Genomic DNA, 18990 nt, shown 5'->3' on the forward strand with positions numbered 1-18990 from the left:
ACCATGGCGATGAAGTCCTTTCCAAAGCCGTCCGAGCTACCGGTCCCTGCCGGGGCCGAAGGCTGGGAGAAAATCTACCCGTACTATCTGGTCTTCCAGGACAAACTGAAGGCCGAAGAAGATGAAAAGTTCTGGTTCTGCGACTCGCAGCACTGGCCAACCGTCTTCAAACCGTTCGAGACCATTGGCGCCGAGTTCGCCGTGAAGTGTCTGGGCCAATACAACGCCCGGCACCTGATGATCCCGACCGCCCAAGGCATCGACTACCGCATCCACTTGGGCTACCTTTACATGTCACCGATCCCGGTGCCGGAAGAGGACATTCCCGCCCGTGTACCGGAATTCGAGGCCCGCATCGGTCACTACTTCCAGAACTGGGAGTCGCTGCTGGCCCAGTGGCACACCAAGGTCAAGGACACCCTGTATGAGATGGAGGCGCTCGAGTTCGAGCACGCCCCTGACATTGTGCCCATGCAGGACATTCTGGACGGGGTCGGCAAGGATGGCTCCGAGAAGCTGCTGGAAAACTACGACCGGCTCATTCAGCTGGCCTACCAGAACTGGCAGTACCACTTTGAGTTCCTGAACTTGGGGTACATCGCCTACCTGGACTTCTTCAACTTCTGCAAGGAGGTCTTCCCGAACATTCCGGACCAGAACATCGCCGTCATGGTCCAAGGCGAAGACATGGAACTGTTCCGCCCTGACGACGAGCTCAAACAGCTCGCGGTGAAGGCCGTAGAACTGAACCTGCAGAAGCACTTCACCGACCCGGATAACGTGGAAGCCACCTTGGCGGCCATTGCTGCTGCCGAGGGCGGTCAGGAATGGCTGGACCAGTGGGAACAGGCTCAGGATCCGTGGTTCAACTTCACCATCGGTAATGGCTTCTACGGTCACGACAAGTACTGGCGCGATCACTTGGAGATCCCGCTTGGCTTCATCGCCGACTACATCCACCGGCTGGATCAGGGCCAGCAGATTCTGCGCCCGATGGCCGAGCTGGTGGCCGAACGCGAGCGCATCGTTGCCGAATACCAGGAGCTGCTGGACGCGGACACCGCCGCGGTCTTCGATGCTAAACGCGCGCTGGCCGCCACCGCCTACCCGTACGTGGAGAACCACAATTTCTACATCGAGCACTGGACCATGGGCATCTTCTGGCGCAAGGTGCGCGCCCTGTCCAAGCTGTTCGCCGAGGCCGGTTTCTGGCCTGAAGACGACGACATGCTCTACCTGTCCCGCAACGAGGTCCGGGATGCGCTGTTCGATCTGATCAACGGACACGGGATCGGCGCCAAGGCGATCGGACCGGTGTACTGGCCGGATGTCGTCGCCGAACGCAAGGAGATCGTCACCGCGCTGAAACAGGCCCGACCGGCACCAGCATTGAACACGCCACCGGAGGCCATCACCGAGCCCTTCACCCGCATGCTCTGGGGCATCACCACCGAACAGGTCCAACAGTGGCTGGCCGGGGACGACGACGCCGAATCCGGACTCAAGGGCATGGCCGCTTCCCCGGGCACCGTGGAAGGTTACGCCCGGGTGGTCATGGACGCCGATGACATCGGCCAAGTCCAGCAAGGTGAGATCCTGGTGGCGCCGGTGACCGCTCCGAGCTGGGGACCGATCTTCGGCAAGATCAAGGCCGCCGTCACCGACATCGGCGGGATGATGTCCCACGCCGCGATCGTCTGCCGCGAATACGCGCTACCGGCTGTCACGGGGACCGGTTCGGCATCCACCACCATCCAAACAGGCCAGTACCTGCGCGTGAACGGCACCGCCGGCACCGTGGAAATCCTGGACGGACCGACCTCCGAGGATGCCGTGACTGACCCAGCTGTTGCGGAGGCCGTGCTCTAATGAGTGCCACTTCCCCACAAACCGCTCTGATCACCGGGGCAGCCGGCGGCCTAGGCCGAGTCTTCGCGCTCGGCTTCGCCGCCGCCGGCTACCGGGTGGTCTGCGCCGACCGCAATCTGGCCGGCGCAGAAGAGACCGCCGCGCTGGTCAACGCCGAACAGGGTGACAATCGTGCGATCGGCGTTCCGGTCGATGTGACGGATCCGGAGTCGGCGGAGGCCTGCGCTAGCGCAGCCGCCGAGTTCGGGGACGGCAAGATCGATGTGTTGATCAACAATGCGGCCATCTACGCCACCATCACGCGAACCCCGTTCGAAGACATTGATCCGGCCGAATGGGACCAGGTCATGGCCGTGAACCTCAAGGGGCCTTGGTTGATGTCCAAGGCCTGTTCACCGCACATGCAGGACGGCGCCCGGATCGTGAACCTTGCCTCGGCCACCGTCTACTCTGGCTCCGAGCAATGGGCCCACTACGTGGCCTCCAAGGCCGGGGTGATCGGTCTGACCCGCGTGCTGGCCAAGGAACTGGGTCGACGCAATATCCGCGTCAACGCCCTCGCCCCTGGCTTCACGCTCACCGAAGCATCGCTGGGCCTGATGGAGGACGCAGCCAACTACGGGGTAGACCGTGGCGCGCTGCGCCGGGCCTCCGAACCCGAAGACATGCTCGGCGCCGCCCTATTCCTCGCCTCCGATCAGGCCGGCTACGTCGCCGGCCAGACCCTGGTGGTCGACGGCGGCCGTCAATTCATCTAAAGACCTTTTCGAACTGTTCTTATTTCAAGGAAGGACACACTATGAGCACCGTAGTTTTCACGGACGCTTCCGGCGTGGAACGTACCGCGACCGCTCAGGCCGGAGACTCGATCATGCAGACCGCCAAACGCAACGGCATCCCCGGGATCACCGCCGAATGCGGCGGGTCGCTCTCCTGCGCCACCTGCCATGTGTACGTGGATGAACGCAGCCAAGACGCATTCGAACCCATGGAAGAACTGGAAGACGAGATGCTCTGGGGCACCTCCGAGGACCGGGAAGACAACTCCCGGCTCTCCTGCCAGCTGCCGGCCGACGCTGCCGAAACCCTCTACATCACCACCCCGGCCACCCAGGTCTAGCCGACAGTAAGAATCTAGGACACAGACATGAAAACGGATGTGCTGATCATCGGTGCCTCCCAGGCGGGGGTGCAGCTGGCCATCTCGCTACGCGAAGACGGCTTCACCGGCACCATCACCATGGTGGGCGAAGAGAACCACCGCCCCTACCAGCGCCCGGCCCTCTCCAAGGAGTTCCTGGCCGGGGAAGTCGAATCCGAGCAGCTGATCTTCCGCAGCAACGAGTTCTGGGCCGAGCAACGCATCACCTTGCTCAAGAACACCCGGATCACCGCGGTGGATGGCACCACCAAAACCGCAACTACCGATACGGGTGAGCAGATTCGCTACGGTCGGCTCGTCTTGGCTACCGGTGCTCGCGCCCGAACCTTGATCGCCCCGGGGCTGGAAACCGATCCGAGCGGAGTGCACTACTTGCGGACCGCAGACGATGCCTTGGAATTGAAGGCCGCTGTGCCGGACGTGCAGCACGTCGTAGTCATCGGCGGTGGGTTCATCGGCTTGGAAGCCGCCTGCTCGCTGCACGGCATGGGCAAGACGGTCACCGTGATCGAAGCCGGACCCCGACTCGTCGGACGGGCGGTCTCGGCCGAAGTCGCGGAACTGTTCCTAGATAAGCACCGCGAACGCGGACTCGACATCCGATTGGAAACTGGGCTTGAAGTCGTCGAAGTCGATCAGCACACCAACTCGATCACCGCGGTGAATCTCAGTGACGGTGGCCGGGTCCCGGCCGATCTGTTGCTGGTCGGGATCGGGGTCATCCCCAACACCGAACTCGCCGAACAACTCGAGCTGAAGGTGGACGGCGGGATCGTCGTGGACGAATACGCCCGTACCTCCGACGGTCACACCCTGGCGGTCGGTGACTGCACCACCCTGCCGAACCCGCTGCCGGATCATCTGAAAGTGCCGCCGGTACATGGCACCCCTGCTAGCGATCAGGTGCGGATCGAGTCAGTCAACCACGCGATCGAACAGGCTAAGACCGCATCCCAGACCATTCTTGGCCGCCACGTTCGCTACGAATCGGTGCCGTGGTTCTGGTCCAACCAGGCAGACCTGCGGCTGCAGATTGCGGGCCTGAAAGACGGTTACACCGACACCGTGACGCGGTCCGTACCGGAGAAGAACAAACACACCGTATTGTACTACCGCGGCAACGAGCTACTAGCCGCAGACTGCATCAATGCACCCCTGGACTTCATGGCCGTTCGGCAGGCCTTGACCGCAGGGAAGAACATTCCCGCGGACGCAGCCGCTGATCCGAACACCATGCTGAAGAAAGTTACCTGCTAAGGAGCGCCATCATGACGACCACTGAAGAAACCACCGCGGTGGCGGACCCACGGGCCAAGGCGTTCGCAGCAGCCTACCCGGTCCGGCCCATCCCCACCGAGCAACCTATCAACACCGACCCGATCTCCAGCCCGCTCAGCCCTGACGCGGCAGAGGAGCTGGCCAAGTACAACCCGATTTGGGAGCGGATCGTTCCGGAGTCTCGCACCCGCGGCAATGACATTCACCTGCCGATCTCGCTGCGTTTCGCGCAGCGGTTGTGCGACGCTTACCCGGAGGCGGACCGCGACTTGGTGATGATCTCGGTGATTCTGCACGACACCGGGTGGGCCCACGTCGATGAGTCCCGGATCCTGTCCGAGGGCTTCGGCGACAACTGGCGTAAGGCCGCCATCCGCTACGAGCACGAAGAGCAGGGCTGCAAGGTGGCCCGGCGGGTGCTCGCCGAGCTCGACTACTCGGAAGAGTTCATCGAAAAGGTCTGCCAGATCATCGACGGACACGACACTCGTCCGGTGGCCTACAGTTTGGAAGATGCGCTGATGCGCGACGCCGACCGGCTATGGCGCTTCGACCACGCGGGCATCGCGCTGGCCGCCTCCTGGTTTAGCCAAGACCCGGCCTGGTACACCGACCGACTGACGGTCGAGATTGTCCCGGAGCTGCTGACGCAGGCGGGCTTCGAAATGGGCACCGCCGATCTGGCCCGCAGCAAGGAACTACTGCAGACGGGGATTCTGCGATGAGTACCGTCAACCTGCACAGCAGTCCACGCAGCATGCGAGCGGAGCTGCCCATCCCTTACCGGCACGTGGACACCCACTTTATCGGCGGGCAGTGGGTGCAAGCTCATGCCGTCGACCGAGCCGACGTGGTCGATCCAGCAACCGGTCAGGTCTGGGGTTCGGTCCCGCAGGGGAACGAGAAAGACCTGAATGCGGCCGTCAGCGCTGCCAAGACTGCCTTCGATGCGGGAACTTGGTCCGGGCTTCAGGCCGCCGAACGGGCGCAGTACCTGAACCGGATCGCCGATGAGATCGAGGCCCGGGCTGACATCCTGTCCTGGACGAACTCGTTGGAAAACGGCTCCCCGCTCGCGGAGACCGCGGGCGCTGCGGCCAACGCCGCCGGTATCTTCCGATATTTTTCGACGCTGGCGCACGTGATCGACGAACCGGATGTGCGGCCGGCTCCGCGTGGCGGGTTTTCCTCCACCGTGAAGCGGGACCCGATCGGGGTGTGCGCGCTGATCGCCCCGTGGAACTTCCCCATTAACCTAGTCGTGATCAAACTGGCACCAGCCCTGCTGGCCGGCTGCACCGCGGTCATCAAGCCTGCTTCGCCAACCCCGCTTTCGATCCGCATCATCATGGACGCCATTGCGGCCGCCGGCGTGCCGGCAGGTGTGGTGAACATGCTGACGGGTTCCGGTCAGCTAGGTGACAGGCTCGTCAAGCACCCCGACGTCGCCAAGGTGGCTTTCACCGGGTCGACTCCGGTAGGACGGAAGATCGCCGCTGCCTGCGGTGAGTTGTTGCGGCCGGTCACCCTTGAGTTGGGCGGCAAGTCGTCGGCCGTGATTTTGCCGGACGTTGATACCGAAACCTTGCGCGCTAATCTTGTGCGCTCCTGCCTGCGTAATACCGGTCAGACGTGCTACATTTCGACGCGGTTGATCGCTCCGGCTTCCAGGTATGAGGAGATCGTACAGCTCGTGGCCGAGGAGATCAGCGGTTCAGTCCAAGGCGATCCGCTGGCGAACGGGACCGTTTTCGGGCCCTGCGCCACCGAGTCACAGTACCGGACGGTGCTGGAGTACATCGACTCGGCTGAAGCTGAAGGGGCACGCTGCGTCACCGGTGGCAAACCGGCCGAGCTTGAGGGCGATCTCGAGTCAGGTTTCTTTGTGGAACCGACCGTGTTCGCGGACGTGACACCGCAGATGCGCATTGCCCGCGAAGAGATCTTCGGGCCGGTCATCTCCATCATCGAGTACGACGACAGCTCGGGCGTGGACGAGGCGATTGCGATCGCCAACAACACCGAGTTCGGACTCGGTGGCATCGTCTTCACCGCAGACGAGGAGACGGGCAAGAAGGTTGCGGAGAAGATCGATTCGGGCTCGGTCGGTGTGAACTTCTTCGCCTCGAACCACGCGGCCCCATTCGGCGGGCGGCACGACTCCGGCATGGGTGTGGAGTATGGCCCAGAAGGGCTACACGCCTACCTGACCTTCAAGTCGATCCACCACCGCTAAGGGGGCAGGCGCGGCCCTGTTTAGAGTTCGTACTTTGCGAACTCGGAGGCCGGCAGCGGCAGCACCAGAATCCGGGGCTCTTTCGTCTTCGCCAGTTCGATGACGGACAGCCACCCGGTGGTGTCCCAGTGCCACTGCCCGTAGACGTTGTAGCTCGCGGCGGGGCCGCACCACAAGGGGACTCCTAGGAAGTCCGTTTTGTGGCTGTGGTGAAAGTGCCCGGTCAGCATCAGATCGATCTGCATGCGGTTCTGCGAGATCGTCAGGCCGAACTCTTCGGTGTTGGCCAGCTGCTTGTCTGCCATGACTTCAACCGGTGCGGGTACTGGCGGGTGGTGCAGGAGCACCACGGTGTGGCCGTCGAACTCGCGGCCGAGTTCTTGTTCGAACCAGCGCAGCTGATCGTAGTCGAGATGACCGTGGGGTTGGTCGTAGCCACCCGAATCGAGCCCAATTACCCGGAGGATCCCAGCCGAGGTCGTGACGAGGTGGACAGTGCTCTTGATGCGGCGCTGCATGGTGCGCATGCTGCGAACTGATGTGAGGTTGAAGGCCTCCCCGATGCTGCCCGGCGCATCATGGTTCCCGGGGATGGTGACGACCGGGATTCCGTGGTCGCGGGTCAGTTGGGCGAAAAGGTCCGCCACCATGCGCAGTGAGGTTTCTGGTTCGGTGTTGGCCCGGTCCAGGATGTCACCGGTGACGGCGAGTGCGTGCGGACGCAAGTCTCGGATCAACTCGACAGCGTCATACAGCCGCTGCCAGGGATCGACCGGAACGACAGGTGCTGGGCCACACTGAGCGGCGGGCAAGAGTTGGCCCGGGTTGGGCAGGTGCAAATCGCTGAGCTGGATCAAAGAAATCGTGTTCGTCATGCTAGGGCCTCCTGAAAGGTCCAGATGTGGTTGAGGTAGACCAGATCGCGGGTCCGGCACCCGTTTTCACGGAGATAGTAGGCCGTCCCACCGAGATTGCTGAGGACTTGCAGGGCGTTCATGAGGACCGCTGCCGGCGCTTCGAGGTGCAGAGTTTGGATTTCGTTCCAGCGCGGATGGTTGTGCAGACCCAGCGCGTGCAACCGCGAGAGCGTCTGGGCTTTCCATGCGGGACTGGTGTCAGTTTCTGTTCGGGTGTAATCGGCCAAGATGCGCCCGGTCGGGCGATCGGCCAGCTGCATCAACATGGCGGTGACCAAACCGGTGCGGTCCTTGCCAGCACCGCAGTGGATCAGAACTCCACCACTGTGTCGTTGAAAATGCTGGCTGATGGTCGAGATAATTTGCGCGAAAGCCGGGCCGGATTCGGTGAGCAAGTCGAAGTAGACCGAGTTGATGTCGGACAACACCGGAACCGGGCTGTCCCCGAAAGTCCTGCGATACAACGGCAGATGGATGCGTTCGATGCCTGTGCTGGGGTCCCAGTCGCGCTGACCAATGAAGAAGTCACTCTCAGTTTCTCCGGGTTCGCGCAGATCGACGATGAGCGAGATCTTCTGACGCAGTTGGACGGCGACCGGTTCACTGAGCCGGTGAGTCCACGAAGCTGAGCGGAAGAAGTGCGGAAGTGGTGAGCGAAAGTTGTCGAGGCCGATCGTGTCTTGTTCGAGTTTCGGGCGCAGGACCTTTCTCATAACTCTTATTCAAGGCGATCAAAGTGACCGGTAGAGGGTCTCGAGGTTAATTCTGGCGCAATAGCCCGCTAGACGTGCTCAGTTCGGTGCTACTCTCTGAACATGATCGTCACAACCACGCCCACCGTTGAAGGGCACTTCATCACCGATTACATCCGCGTTGTCTCCGGTGACACCATTGTCGGTATCAATATCGGTAAAGACTTCATGGCCGGAATTTCCAACATCTTTGGTGGTCGCGTAGAGGGGTACGAAAACGAAGCCCGTCAGGCCCGCGAGAACGCCTTAGCTGAGATGGTGGACTGGGCCCAGCAGCTGGGTGCCCACGGGATTGTTGGCGTGGACATCGACTATGAAGCGATGGGCCAAGGCAACATGTTGATGGTCGTCGCGACCGGCACCGCCGTCAGATTGCAGCGTCAGCACTAGTCGGAGTCAGAACGTCCAGACGTCTAAGCCTTCAACCGACGTCGAGAAACGTGCGCAGCTGGTCGAATGCCGGGATGACGACCGTGTACCGGGCACGCTTTCCATCTTGCGCGCGCGTGAGAATCCCAGTCTCGACTAGCTTGGCCAGATGATGGCTGACGGTTGCTTGGGTGATCTGCAGTGTCTCAGACAGTTCTCGGGCGGTGACCTGCTCGCATCCTTGTGCGGTAATGAAAGACAGTAATCGCAACCTTGTTGGATCTGCGAGTGCTTTCAACAGGTGTGCCATCTGGATGGCCTCGTCTTCACCAATGGGGCGCTCGTGCAGGGCACAGCACCGTTGGTGTTTGTTGACGGACTCAAGGTGGGACATCACTCAATCTTACATTGACAGCCATCTAAGTGAAACGATAACCTCGGACCCAGTTAGATGCACATCTAAGTGAAAGATTTTTGAATGCCCACCACTGCCTCCCGCCCCATGACTCGACCACCTCGCATGGGCTTTGTCGATCGCTGGCTGGCTCTCTGGATATTGCTGGCTATGGGCGCTGGTCTGCTCTTGGGGCGAGTTTTTCCAGGACTCAACGAGTTCCTCGATTCGATGAGTGTTGGGGGCATTTCTATCCCGATTGCCTTGGGCCTGTTGGTGATGATGTATCCGGTCTTGGCTAAGGTCCGGTACGACGAGACTCACCATGTCACGGGCGACCGCAAGCTTTTGGTCATGTCGATCATCTTGAACTGGCTGGTGGGGCCAGCGTTGATGTTCGTGCTCGCCTGGGTGTTTCTTCCCGATCTACCGGAATTTAGAACTGGTCTGATCATCGTCGGACTGGCACGCTGCATTGCCATGGTGTTCATTTGGAATGACATGGCTTGCGGTGATCGCGAGACGGCTGCCGTCCTCGTTGCTCTCAACTCGGTGTTCCAAGTCGTTGCCTACGGAACACTGGGCTGGTTCTATTTGCAGATCCTCCCCGGCTGGCTGGGGCTAGAAACTGTTTCTGCGGAATTCTCGGTCTGGGCTGTCGTCATCTCAGTCTTGATCTTTCTCGGGGTGCCGCTGGTGGCAGGATTCCTCACCCGCGTCCTAGGCGAACGAGCACGGGGAAGACAGTGGTATGAGGAATCGTTCCTACCGAAGATCGGGCCGCTCTCACTGATTGGTCTGCTATTCACCATCGTCTTGTTGTTCGCGTTCCAGGGTGAAGCCATCACCTCCCGCCCGTGGGACGTCGCACGCATGGCCGTGCCCCTGTTCCTCTACTTCGTCCTGATGTTCCTGCTCAGTTTCTTCGCAGCAAAGGCCGTTGGACTGAATTACGCGAAGACCACATCGGTGGCCTTCACGGCATCCGGCAACAATTTCGAGCTTGCCATCGCCGTGGCGATCGGCACTTTCGGCATCAGCTCAGGGCAGGCACTCGCCGGTGTTGTTGGTCCACTCATCGAGGTGCCCGTCTTGGTGGGACTTGTGTATGTCGCGTTGTGGTTGGGGAATCGGTACTTCCCACACGACGACTCCGTCCCTAATGCACAACAAGATCATGAGCAGGTGTCTGCATGAGCAGGACAGCTGCCTCTTTCGATCAGGCTCGGCCCAGCGTCTTGTTTGTGTGCGTCCACAACGCCGGACGCTCCCAGATGGCGGCCGGGTTCCTGGAGCACCTCGGTGCAGACAGGATCGAGGTCCGATCTGCCGGCTCCATGCCGGCTGCTGAACTTAACCCCGTGGCTGTCGAGGCTATGGCTGAGCTGGGGATCGACATCACTCAGGCAGCACCGAAGCTCTTGGAAACGGAACTCGTCCAGCTCAGTGATGTGGTGATCACCATGGGTTGCGGTGATACCTGCCCTATTTTTCCCGGCAAACGTTACGAGGACTGGGAACTTGCCGACCCGGCTGGTCAGGATCTTGAATCGGTTCGCAAGATTCGCGATGAGATTCGAACTCGAGTCGTATCCCTGATCGCCGAACTCCTCTCCACCGACCAGACTTAATGCTGTCGTCACAGACGTAATTAGGCCTGAGGAACAGATGATTCAAGCAAGGATCTCTGTTGAAGTGTTCTCCTTGTCTTTAAGTGGGTCGCGATCGTCATCGGTGAAGCCACCTCCGGTGCCGTCATCATTGCGTGACTTTACGGCTTGCACTGCCGCTTTTCCTAGATCCTCGGGAACAGGATCCACGATTGGGCCGGGGACACGTTCACACCACAGTGGCCGTTCAAGATCCCCGACCGGTGTCCGACACGGTGTTGGGAGCGGGGTGGGAATCGGGCGGGGATCCAGTTCTACCTGCTGACTAGTTGGAGCCGCTGCTGTAGGGAACTGCGTCGGCACCGCGGCACCGAGAGTCAGACTAAGGCCAACACCTGCGGCAGCTGCGAACGCCAGCGAGCGTTTCGAGGATGATAAACGGATGAGGCGATGGGAGTTCATGGGACTTCCTACTTTCGTGAGTTGGTCCTCTAAGCATCACCGGTCAAGATAGTCCCGCACATCAGCTCACGACGGTATCTGACGTAACGCAGTCACATTACGACGTCTGATCCGGCTGAGGGGTTGGGTCTTGCGGATGGACGAAGCCACTACGGTATGCCAACGCAACAGCCGCGGCCCGGTCCCGTGAGCCGGTCTTGAGCAGGATCCGTGCCACATGCGTTTTGACGGTGGCCTCGCTGAGGAAGAGCTGATCCCGTATCTCATGGTTAGACATTCCCGCCGCCACCATCTTGAAGACTTCCTGTTCGCGTTGGGTTAGTAATGCCGAAACATCAGTGCTGTCAGCTGACCGCATTCTGATCTGCTCGACCAACCGGGTCGCTGCGGTCGCATCCAGCCACGTGTCTCCGGCAACAACCCGTCGAAGCGCATCGGAAATTTCAGTTGGCGAGGCGTGCTTAAGCAGATATCCACTGGCACCGGCTTGGAGCGCTTGAACAACAATCTCCTCATCATCAAAGGTCGTCATGATCAGGACTTTCACGAGGTTGTCGGACAATGCTCCGCTCGCCTCCACGATGGTTCGCGTTGCCTCAATTCCGTCTATTCCTGGCATGCGGACATCCATCAGGACGACATCTGGAGTGAGCTCGCGAGCCAATCGGATCCCCTCTTTGCCGTTCGCGGCCTCCCCTAGCACCTCGATCTCAGGGTCCGCGCGCAAGAGCATGGTGATGCCGGCACGAACCATCGGTTGGTCGTCAACCACAATTACGGTGATAGTCATGTTTTTCTCACTTCCGGGGGCAAAGAGGTCGATTCCGGAGAAATGGGTAGTCGAGCATCGATCAGAAAGCCGTCTTCGGTGGGACCTGCGGTGAGCGAGCCACCAGAAACACTCACGCGTTCCCGTAAACCGATGAGTCCAAATCCGCCAGAAACACTGTCTGAGATAGGAGTAATCCCACTGTGGGAGCGAATACTGACCCTGAGATGGTCTCGCGTCCACATCACATCGACGGAAACCTTCGAACCAGGACCACCGTGTTTCATCGCGTTGGACAGTCCTTCCTGTACCAGTCGATAACCAGCATGTTCGATACTCGGATCCACCGGCTGGATTAGCCCTGAGATCTGATATTGCACCGCGAGGCCGGCCGCTTGGGCGGAGGCTACCAGTACCGGCACCTCAGACAGTTTCCCGGTATATGTGTCTTCTAGCGACCCAGCGCGTTCACGCAACATACCAAGCATGCGGTGTAGCTCTCGCATAGATTGCTCTGCCGTTGTTTGGATGTCAGACAAGACCCGTTCTAGTTCCGCAGGCTCCACCTCCTGGCGGGTGCGGTCACTGTGCAAGGCACGAATTCCGGCTACCTGTAGCAATATTGCAGTCAGTGAGTGCGCCACAGAGTCGTGAAGGTCACGGCTGATACGCAGCCGTTCGTTAACGATGGCTTCCTCACGGGCGGCTTCGCTGCGGAGCTTCTCAGCTCGCAATCGCGCAGCAGTTCGTCCCAGAGCTCGGCCAGCTAGCCAGACCACTATCACCAACACACACCACAGACCGAGGTTTAGGAAAGCGAAACCGACCGGTACGGGTGCATGAAAGTTCAGACTGGCAATCATGTTCGCGCTCACCGGCACACTGGCGCCGACTAAAGCCCACCGAGCCGTGGCTGCAGGGCTTTGGCGGGCCACCAAGAACAATGCGAGCAGGAAACCAGCTAGATTTGCAGCCGCAGGTACCAATAGAGTGCCAAGGCTGAGCACAAGCATTGCGCCATATCCCAGCAGCGGGTGTTTATGGGAAAGCAGAGTGCCATACAAGACCGCCGCCACGACCACCACGAGTGGGACCGGGACGGTATGACCTGCGGTGGTAAGCGAATCACCGCCCCACACCAGCATGTCAATGATGAAGACAGTGAAAGTTAGCCCTAATCGGACTAACACCCTTCTTCTCAATAGCAACCGCGCATTCTTGGAAAGATGAGGCACCAGAAAGAAGTCCTTGCGCCATGTACATTCCCCGCCCAATCGGGATCCTGTAAGGCCCGGACGATCATCGTGGGAGTCAGCAACTCCCCAGATATCGGCAGGGCGCCTTTCGGCAATAGGAGCGCCGTCAGCAACTCGCGGTCTATGCTACCGTCGTGAACTTCCTCCACGACAAGGTCAGCATCAACCAAGTGCACGCTGACGTCTTCGCCAAGATTGGTGGCCTCAACCACGACCATGTCTTCGCGCACCGCCCACCCTGTGAGTTCTGCACCATTGCTGATACGGACGATGACTGGTTCCCCCGCACGAGCTAAGACTTCGGCAACGTTAGAATTTGTCTCGGGATTCTGATCGGTCATGACTCCTCCTCATGGGCATGAACCAAAGTTAGATGATTCATCTTTGCACGCAGGTGAACCCGACCGCATCATCCCAACGCGGTCTTTTTTCTCATCCCAGAACAGTACGTTGTGGTCTACTTTGACGTAGTAATTCGGCGTACCACCCAGCCATATTCGCCAGTTCTTCCGGGGCCCCCACTTGGACAATTCGCCCGGCCTCCATCACCCAGACAAGATCAGCAGCGGATGCCGACGATAGCCGGTGCGTGACGATCAGCCGGGTGATGTTGAGTTCCCGAAGGGTGGTCTCGATCGCCCTCTCCGTTCCGAGATCAAGCGCACTTGTGGGTTCATCCAGGATGAGGATTTTAGGATTTCCCAGTAACGCCCGAGCGAGTGCCAGCCTCTGTCTTTGTCCGCCGGAAAGACCGGTGCCTCCCGAACCAAGGAGGGTTTGGATGCCCATCGGCAAGAGCCGGACTTCATGTTCCAGTTGAGTTTTTCGTAACGCCTCCCAAAGCTGGTCCTCAGTGAGATGATCACGTCCGGCGCGCAGGGCGTTCTCAATACTGCCCTTGGGGATCCACGTGTCCTGTTGCAGAACCCCAATCTGTTCACGGAGCCATGCCGCATCGAGTACGCCCATTTCATGACCGTCGAGCAGGATTGTGCCTTGGGTCGGGACGTGTAGACCGGCTAGGAGAGCCGCTAAGGTGCTCTTGCCACACCCAGTGGGTCCCACTATCGCCACCGTCGCGCCCGCTGGCACCACTTCGGTAAGGTCTTTGATGGTTTCAACCCCGTGCCTGCAGTGGCGGAAGCTGACACCGCGAAGACTGAACTGACCATGGCAAGTCTCGGGACGAACGCCACCCTGAGTGACTGACTCTGCAAGTTCGATGTCTTGAATGCGCTCGAACAAGGGTCTGAGCTGGGCTGCTTGAACAAGCTGGCTCGCCAGCGAGGTAACTGGGGCAAGAGTGGCCGTGGCCAGAGCCATCAGCCCCAACGCCACACCGGGACTCGACAGCGAGTTGTCAGCTGCCGCCAAGGTGAGGATAACAAGTGGGGTGGCAACCGCTGCTGCCGTCATCACGGAAGCGTTTACCGCACTCAACGTTGCTCTTTGCCGTCCCACGACAAGACGCTGCTTCAGTAGTGATGACCACTCTTGGACAACTGAGTTCTCGGAACCGAAGCTACGCATGGTACGAACCCCGGAGATTCCATCAACCATGGTGGTAGAAGATTCCGCCGCCAAGAGAATTTCTTCGCGTTGTTTGGCGGCACTACGCTTCGCAACCGACACTGAGACCGTCAGGCAGATGGCAATCATGATCAAGGTGAGGGACCCAAGCGTCGGGGACACATACAGCATTCCGGTCAAGTACCCAATCGTCAAGATGGCATCCAAACCTGCACCAAGCAGACTCGTGCTGAGCAGCATGTGGATCTGTTGGGCGGACTCGACACGGCCAAACAAGTCTCCTACCGATCTGCGTTCAAAGAATCGCAAAGTCCTGGTGAAAAGACTCTGGACGACACTGACGCTGAGTTCCGCTGCCAGTACTTGCTGCATGCGGGCCAAAGACCAATTACGCAGAAAGATGACGGCGCCTAGCGAGAGTGCCAGCAAGGTACCGAGGGTGAGCCATCGTTCCGGTTGGTGCGAGGACGTAACTAGTTCATCCACGATTAACGCGGTGAGGATCGGAAGGCCAAGTCCACCGGCTGCCACAAGCAGCGATAGCAACGCGGCGATGCCAAACGAAGACCTTGACTGGGCAAGCAAGCCTGCTAGAAATGAGAACATTCCGGACACATCCCGGCTTGGGGATGATGCCACCGGGTCTTCCGAGCCACGCTGCCTCTGATCGGTGACGCATAAAACCAGTCCACTGGCTTGCTCCGCAAGTTCGCCAACAGGTAATCGGCGTCGGCCCACGGCTGGGTCCATGACGATGATCTTGGTTCTGCGAACACGTTCTACAACAACGTAGTGCTGCCGCGACAAGTGCATGATGAAGGGTGTCGGAAGCTGCGGCAGAGTTTCGGGCAGTCCGTGAGAATCTAGCAGCTGACCTGCGAGGACTACACCCCACTGCTCTGCCGTCTGTTTTAGCAGCAACGCTGAGGTGCCGTCCCGTCCAGGATCAAGCACTTCCCGCACCTGGACGATTGTGGTGTCGACACTACATGATCGCAGTAGCGCGGTGAGCACGGCAGAACCACAATCTGTTGCGGTCGCCTGCAATATTGTTGGAACTTTTGCCATGGTCAATCCTCTCGAACCTTTGACGCCACCGAGCCGCCATCTTTTCCCCCTGTAAGATGACGGCTCGGAGTCTTGGGCTGATCATTTGCTAATCGACTTTGACGTCTTTGCAATCACCGACCAGTTCGACCTTGTCTTTTCCGTTCTTGTCGATGGTGATGATGACTTTGCACTCACCGCCGACGAATGTGGCCAGTTCGGCATCACTAAGGACTCGACCGGCAAGCGGTTCGGTCCTCATTAGCTCTGCACCACCACGGTTACAGAGACGTTGTCACAGTCACCAGATGTCGATACCCCGCGAACGGAGCCATCAATGTTGCGATCAATGGTGACCTTACATTCACCACCACCGTGGAAAGTGGCGAGGGCCTCATCTGTGAGGGTCGTTCCGGGAATCTCGTTTACGTGTTGCATGGCTTTTCTCCTGCGATAGTAGGACCAAGCGGCGTATTCGCCGGCTGGTACTTCCCATGATTCCGCGCTTCCCACATCCAACGCGTCCGCCCATAACATGAAACGGTAGCCACCAAATGACTATGGTGACTACCGTTCAAGGATGATGATCGCTCTCACAACGAGCGTCAACAAATCATTCCATGGAGAGCAAAAGTTCGGTGCAAGCTTTCTCGCAGCGACGGCAGGCCTCCGCGCACAGTCGGCAATGCTCGTGGTGCTCGGCATGTTTTTCGCACTCTTCGGCGCAGACGCGGCAAGCAGTAATGCAGGCCTGCAGTTGCGCCTTGATCACGTCCGTGTTGATTTCCGTCAAGCGGGATAGCATGCGTGATGTTGTCACGCAGATATCGGCGCAGTCTTGGTCGCTGCGGATGCAGGCGCGCATGTCGGTAACGTTCTCTTCAGCCAGGCATGCATCAGCACATGCGGTACAGGCTTCGGCACAGGCTGAGGCGGCTCGGATTGCTTCAGTTAGTTTCTCCATACTTCCAGCCTAGGAAATCTGCGGCCCAATGCCCACAGATATTCATGAAAATCGTGGGAACGTGAATTGAGGTTGTCGTCATCTTTTCTTTACACGCTGGTCTCTCTGGCTCCAGCTGAACTAACTAGTTTGGGAGTTTGGCAGTCCACGAACAGCACCTAAAGGAATCCCTTGACACACCAGTTCACGGAAACAGTCGTTGAGTTTGAAGACCAAGACGTTTCTCCTGAAATTTTGCGCGAAGTCGCCGAAGAAGCTGTCCGGCTAGCGGGTAGCTACGTGCTTGAGGCATTCCGAGAGCAAATGGTGGTTGCGCATAAGCGTGACCGTCACGACTTGGTGACAGAGCATGATCGGGCCAGCGAGAAGATCATCACCGAGTTCCTTCTTCGGCTCTGCCCGCAATGGCGCATCGTGGGTGAAGAGGACGGCCTGCAGGGCGGCGACCCCACTGTCACGTGGTTTATCGATCCGATCGACGGCACCTCGAACTTTGCTCAGGGCTTGGCATTTTTCTGCATCAGTGTCGGGGTCGAAGTTGATGGCACGATTGTCGCGGGGGCTGTCTACAACCCCTTCTCCGAGGAACTTTTCACGGCTGATGATACCGGTGCATATCTGAACGGGAAACTGCTTCGCGCCCCAACGGCTCAGCCCCAAGATTCGGCCACCCTGCTAACCGGCTATCCTTCCGCCCGTGACCTGACACTTGACGGCTCAGCGGCCACGGACGAACTCGGCCAACTCATTGCAGCTTTTTCATCAGTTCGCCGAACCGGATCGGGCGCCTTGAGCCTGTGTCATGTTGCAGCTGGGTGGACAGATGCCACCATTGGATTCTCCACGCACCCTTGGGACGTCGCAGCAGCCTCGTTGATCGTGCACCGAGCGGGCGGCAGCTACCGGCCCATCTGGTTGGACAAAACCGAAGGAGCCGGCGCGCATCTTGCGCCGGGATACGTGGCGTTGGCTCCGGGCGCGAACTACCCGTTGCTCGAGCAAATCGTGTCTCAGGTCGAGCAACGGCGGCAACGCGCCACTGCGAAAAACTAGCCGCTTGAAATTAGTCGTCGGCGGCGGCCAGCTGACCGCAGGCACCGTCAATATCCTTGCCGCGGGTGTCCCGTAGCGTGGTTGGGATGCCGGCGGCCTCAATCCGGTCCACGAATTCCTGCATGACTTCCGGCTCGGAAGAGTCCCATACCGACCCCGGAGTGGGGTTGAGCGGGATGGGGTTTACGTGTACCCAGCCCCGGCCACGGCCGTTGAGTTTCTTAGCCAACAGCTCTGCCCGCCAGGGGTGGTCGTTCATGTTCTTGATGAGCGCGTACTCGATCGAGACCCGCCGGCCGGTGGCCTGGTAGTACTCGTAGGCAGCGTCGATGGCTTCGTCGACGTTCCAGCGTGAGTTGATCGGGATCATTTCGTCGCGCAGCTCGTCATCCGGGGCGTGCAAGCTCAGGGCAAAGGTGAGCGGCAGGTCTTCGGCGGCCAGCTTGTTGATGCCTGGCACCAGTCCAACCGTGGAGACGGTGATATTGCGGGGGCTCATGCCGAGCCCTTCGGGCTGGTCGGCGACCATGATGCGGATGGCCTTCATGACGCGTTTGTAGTTGGCCAACGGTTCGCCCATGCCCATGAAGACGATGTTGTTGACGCGCTCGCCTTCACGGGCTTCTTGGTCGCCGCGGGTGCCATCGCGGCGTTTGCCGCCGAGTCCGCCCTCTGCAATGACGCGGTTGGCGCGGACGATCTGGTCGACGATTTCCGCGGTGGACATGTTACGGGTCAGCCCGTTCTGTCCGGTGGCGCAGAACGGACAGTTCATGCCGCAGCCACACTGGGATGAAATGCACAGGGTGATTCGGCCCGGGTAGCGCATCAGCACGGATTCAACGAGGGCACCGTCGAAGAGTCGCCACAGGAACTTGATGGTGTCACCGTTGTCGGTGGTCAACCGGCGCACTTCGGTCAGCAGCGGTGGCAGCATGGCGGCCACCAGTTCCTCGCGACTGGCGGCGGGCAAGTCGGTCATCTGGGCCGGGTCTGAGGTGTAGTGCGTGAAGTAGTGGGTGGACAGCTGCTTGGCGCGGAAGGCGGGATGGCCAAGTTCCTTGAGTTTCTCTTGCCGCTCGGACATCTCCAAGTCGGCCAAGTGGACTGGCGGTTGGGAGACCCGCGGTGAGGAAAATTGCAGCAGCGGACGCCCGTCAGGCCCGGTTTTCTGGGTCCAGCCCTCTGCACGGGGACGGACTTGTTTGCGGGGGACGGGGTTGGTTACTTTGCGCTGATCTGACTGTGCCACGTCTCTATTGTCTCAAACATCTCGCGTCTCTAAAGCCGGGGTAGAAACAGCGGGAGTGGTGATCCCCCAA

Annotated in this window: 22 protein-coding genes; 10 read left to right on the forward strand and 12 right to left on the reverse strand. The window is 59.7% G+C overall.

Annotation, left to right across the window (positions count from 1 at the left end; translation table 11 throughout):
* The first annotated feature begins 9 nt into the window (after positions 1-9).
* The 6 genes from ACFFFR_RS02415 to ACFFFR_RS02440 are packed head-to-tail and all read left to right on the forward strand — an operon-like array spanning position 10 to position 6545.
* A complete protein-coding gene (locus ACFFFR_RS02415; RefSeq protein ID WP_377457934.1) occupies positions 10-1869 on the forward strand; it encodes a PEP-utilizing enzyme in 1860 nt (619 codons plus the stop codon).
* Positions 1869-2627, forward strand: coding sequence for an SDR family NAD(P)-dependent oxidoreductase (locus tag ACFFFR_RS02420; RefSeq protein WP_377457935.1), 759 nt, complete (start codon positions 1869-1871; stop codon positions 2625-2627). Before ACFFFR_RS02415 ends, ACFFFR_RS02420 begins: the two co-directional genes overlap by 1 nt.
* Positions 2628-2668: 41 nt before the next feature.
* Complete coding sequence (locus ACFFFR_RS02425; protein WP_377457936.1) at positions 2669-2989, forward strand: 2Fe-2S iron-sulfur cluster-binding protein; 321 nt, start codon at positions 2669-2671, stop codon at positions 2987-2989.
* A gap of 27 nt (positions 2990-3016) precedes the next feature.
* Positions 3017-4288: an NAD(P)/FAD-dependent oxidoreductase gene (locus tag ACFFFR_RS02430; RefSeq protein WP_377457937.1), complete on the forward strand. Its 1272-nt coding sequence runs from the start codon at positions 3017-3019 to the stop codon at positions 4286-4288.
* 11 nt (positions 4289-4299) lie between these two features.
* Positions 4300-5034, forward strand: a complete 735-nt coding sequence (locus ACFFFR_RS02435; RefSeq protein WP_377457938.1) for an HD domain-containing protein — start codon at positions 4300-4302, stop codon at positions 5032-5034.
* Positions 5031-6545, forward strand: a complete 1515-nt coding sequence (locus ACFFFR_RS02440) for an aldehyde dehydrogenase family protein (protein ID WP_377457939.1) — start codon at positions 5031-5033, stop codon at positions 6543-6545. Before ACFFFR_RS02435 ends, ACFFFR_RS02440 begins: the two co-directional genes overlap by 4 nt.
* Before the next feature lie 20 nt (positions 6546-6565).
* On the opposite strand, the gene ACFFFR_RS02445 is transcribed toward ACFFFR_RS02440, so the two are convergent.
* On the reverse strand, positions 6566-7420 hold the full coding sequence (locus tag ACFFFR_RS02445) for a metallophosphoesterase family protein (protein WP_377457940.1): 855 nt from the start codon (positions 7418-7420) through the stop codon (positions 6566-6568).
* Positions 7417-8175: a tyrosine-protein phosphatase gene (locus tag ACFFFR_RS02450; RefSeq protein ID WP_377457941.1), complete on the reverse strand. Its 759-nt coding sequence runs from the start codon at positions 8173-8175 to the stop codon at positions 7417-7419. Before ACFFFR_RS02450 ends, ACFFFR_RS02445 begins: the two co-directional genes overlap by 4 nt.
* Before the next feature lie 102 nt (positions 8176-8277).
* Here ACFFFR_RS02450 and ACFFFR_RS02455 point away from each other — a divergent pair, with 102 nt between their 5' ends.
* Entirely contained in the window at positions 8278-8604 is a 327-nt protein-coding gene (locus ACFFFR_RS02455) for a YbjQ family protein (protein WP_377457942.1), read from the forward strand.
* Between the two features lie 31 nt (positions 8605-8635).
* Here the strand turns inward: ACFFFR_RS02455 and ACFFFR_RS02460 are convergent, their stop codons facing one another.
* On the reverse strand, positions 8636-8977 hold the full coding sequence (locus ACFFFR_RS02460) for an ArsR/SmtB family transcription factor (RefSeq protein WP_377457943.1): 342 nt from the start codon (positions 8975-8977) through the stop codon (positions 8636-8638).
* A gap of 84 nt (positions 8978-9061) precedes the next feature.
* Between ACFFFR_RS02460 and arsB the strand changes: the two genes are divergently transcribed.
* Both arsB and ACFFFR_RS02470 read left to right on the forward strand, forming a co-directional pair.
* Positions 9062-10174 (forward strand): ACR3 family arsenite efflux transporter, encoded by a 1113-nt coding sequence (arsB, locus tag ACFFFR_RS02465; RefSeq protein ID WP_377457944.1) that lies wholly within the window; start codon positions 9062-9064, stop codon positions 10172-10174.
* A complete protein-coding gene (locus tag ACFFFR_RS02470; protein WP_377457945.1) occupies positions 10171-10608 on the forward strand; it encodes an arsenate reductase ArsC in 438 nt (145 codons plus the stop codon). Before arsB ends, ACFFFR_RS02470 begins: the two co-directional genes overlap by 4 nt.
* A 42-nt stretch (positions 10609-10650) precedes the next feature.
* On the opposite strand, the gene ACFFFR_RS02475 is transcribed toward ACFFFR_RS02470, so the two are convergent.
* The 8 genes from ACFFFR_RS02475 to ACFFFR_RS02510 all read right to left on the reverse strand — a co-directional run bounded on the left by ACFFFR_RS02475 (position 10651) and on the right by ACFFFR_RS02510 (position 16615).
* Entirely contained in the window at positions 10651-11049 is a 399-nt protein-coding gene (locus ACFFFR_RS02475) for a hypothetical protein (protein WP_377457946.1), read from the reverse strand.
* Between the two features lie 97 nt (positions 11050-11146).
* Positions 11147-11839 (reverse strand): response regulator, encoded by a 693-nt coding sequence (locus ACFFFR_RS02480; RefSeq protein ID WP_377457947.1) that lies wholly within the window; start codon positions 11837-11839, stop codon positions 11147-11149.
* Positions 11836-13008 carry a sensor histidine kinase gene (locus ACFFFR_RS02485; protein WP_377457948.1) on the reverse strand — a complete coding sequence of 391 codons (1173 nt, stop codon included), beginning with the start codon at positions 13006-13008 and terminating at the stop codon, positions 11836-11838. Before ACFFFR_RS02485 ends, ACFFFR_RS02480 begins: the two co-directional genes overlap by 4 nt.
* An 8-nt stretch (positions 13009-13016) precedes the next feature.
* Positions 13017-13415, reverse strand: a complete 399-nt coding sequence (locus tag ACFFFR_RS02490) for a hypothetical protein (RefSeq protein ID WP_377457949.1) — start codon at positions 13413-13415, stop codon at positions 13017-13019.
* Positions 13416-13506: 91 nt separating this feature from the next.
* The gene (locus ACFFFR_RS02495; RefSeq protein WP_377457950.1) at positions 13507-15672 is read right to left on the reverse strand and encodes a peptidase domain-containing ABC transporter; all 2166 of its coding nucleotides are present in this window, start codon (positions 15670-15672) and stop codon (positions 13507-13509) included.
* A gap of 88 nt (positions 15673-15760) precedes the next feature.
* On the reverse strand, positions 15761-15913 hold the full coding sequence (locus ACFFFR_RS02500) for a hypothetical protein (protein WP_377457951.1): 153 nt from the start codon (positions 15911-15913) through the stop codon (positions 15761-15763).
* Positions 15913-16188, reverse strand: coding sequence for a hypothetical protein (locus tag ACFFFR_RS02505; RefSeq protein WP_377457952.1), 276 nt, complete (start codon positions 16186-16188; stop codon positions 15913-15915). The genes ACFFFR_RS02500 and ACFFFR_RS02505 overlap by 1 nt, the downstream gene beginning before the upstream one ends.
* 76 nt (positions 16189-16264) lie before the next feature.
* Positions 16265-16615: a four-helix bundle copper-binding protein gene (locus tag ACFFFR_RS02510; RefSeq protein ID WP_377457953.1), complete on the reverse strand. Its 351-nt coding sequence runs from the start codon at positions 16613-16615 to the stop codon at positions 16265-16267.
* A gap of 171 nt (positions 16616-16786) precedes the next feature.
* Between ACFFFR_RS02510 and ACFFFR_RS02515 the strand changes: the two genes are divergently transcribed.
* On the forward strand, positions 16787-17668 hold the full coding sequence (locus ACFFFR_RS02515) for an inositol monophosphatase family protein (protein ID WP_377457954.1): 882 nt from the start codon (positions 16787-16789) through the stop codon (positions 17666-17668).
* A 10-nt stretch (positions 17669-17678) separates the two neighbouring features.
* Here the strand turns inward: ACFFFR_RS02515 and rlmN are convergent, their stop codons facing one another.
* Positions 17679-18920 (reverse strand): dual-specificity RNA methyltransferase RlmN, encoded by a 1242-nt coding sequence (gene rlmN / locus ACFFFR_RS02520; protein WP_377457955.1) that lies wholly within the window; start codon positions 18918-18920, stop codon positions 17679-17681.
* Between the last annotated feature and the right edge of the window lie 70 nt (positions 18921-18990).

The sequence above is a fragment of the Micrococcoides hystricis genome, assembly GCF_042434215.1.
GTDB lineage: Bacteria > Actinomycetota > Actinomycetes > Actinomycetales > Micrococcaceae > Micrococcoides > Micrococcoides hystricis.

Bases quoted from the DNA above. Each gene is read 5' to 3' on its own strand.
- ACFFFR_RS02415 (WP_377457934.1), top strand. From the start codon at position 10: ATGAAGTCCTTTCCAAAGCCGTCCGAGCTACCGGTCCCTGCCGGGGCC.
- ACFFFR_RS02420 (WP_377457935.1), top strand. From the start codon at position 1,869: ATGAGTGCCACTTCCCCACAAACCGCTCTGATCACCGGGGCAGCCGGC.
- ACFFFR_RS02425 (WP_377457936.1), top strand. From the start codon at position 2,669: ATGAGCACCGTAGTTTTCACGGACGCTTCCGGCGTGGAACGTACCGCG.
- ACFFFR_RS02430 (WP_377457937.1), top strand. From the start codon at position 3,017: ATGAAAACGGATGTGCTGATCATCGGTGCCTCCCAGGCGGGGGTGCAG.
- ACFFFR_RS02435 (WP_377457938.1), top strand. From the start codon at position 4,300: ATGACGACCACTGAAGAAACCACCGCGGTGGCGGACCCACGGGCCAAG.
- ACFFFR_RS02440 (WP_377457939.1), top strand. From the start codon at position 5,031: ATGAGTACCGTCAACCTGCACAGCAGTCCACGCAGCATGCGAGCGGAG.
- ACFFFR_RS02445 (WP_377457940.1), bottom strand. From the start codon at position 7,420: ATGACGAACACGATTTCTTTGATCCAGCTCAGCGATTTGCACCTGCCC.
- ACFFFR_RS02450 (WP_377457941.1), bottom strand. From the start codon at position 8,175: ATGAGAAAGGTCCTGCGCCCGAAACTCGAACAAGACACGATCGGCCTC.
- ACFFFR_RS02455 (WP_377457942.1), top strand. From the start codon at position 8,278: ATGATCGTCACAACCACGCCCACCGTTGAAGGGCACTTCATCACCGAT.
- ACFFFR_RS02460 (WP_377457943.1), bottom strand. From the start codon at position 8,977: ATGTCCCACCTTGAGTCCGTCAACAAACACCAACGGTGCTGTGCCCTG.
- arsB (WP_377457944.1), top strand. From the start codon at position 9,062: ATGCCCACCACTGCCTCCCGCCCCATGACTCGACCACCTCGCATGGGC.
- ACFFFR_RS02470 (WP_377457945.1), top strand. From the start codon at position 10,171: ATGAGCAGGACAGCTGCCTCTTTCGATCAGGCTCGGCCCAGCGTCTTG.
- ACFFFR_RS02475 (WP_377457946.1), bottom strand. From the start codon at position 11,049: ATGAACTCCCATCGCCTCATCCGTTTATCATCCTCGAAACGCTCGCTG.
- ACFFFR_RS02480 (WP_377457947.1), bottom strand. From the start codon at position 11,839: ATGACTATCACCGTAATTGTGGTTGACGACCAACCGATGGTTCGTGCC.
- ACFFFR_RS02490 (WP_377457949.1), bottom strand. From the start codon at position 13,415: ATGACCGATCAGAATCCCGAGACAAATTCTAACGTTGCCGAAGTCTTA.
- ACFFFR_RS02495 (WP_377457950.1), bottom strand. From the start codon at position 15,672: ATGGCAAAAGTTCCAACAATATTGCAGGCGACCGCAACAGATTGTGGT.
- ACFFFR_RS02500 (WP_377457951.1), bottom strand. From the start codon at position 15,913: ATGAGGACCGAACCGCTTGCCGGTCGAGTCCTTAGTGATGCCGAACTG.
- ACFFFR_RS02505 (WP_377457952.1), bottom strand. From the start codon at position 16,188: ATGTTATGGGCGGACGCGTTGGATGTGGGAAGCGCGGAATCATGGGAA.
- ACFFFR_RS02510 (WP_377457953.1), bottom strand. From the start codon at position 16,615: ATGGAGAAACTAACTGAAGCAATCCGAGCCGCCTCAGCCTGTGCCGAA.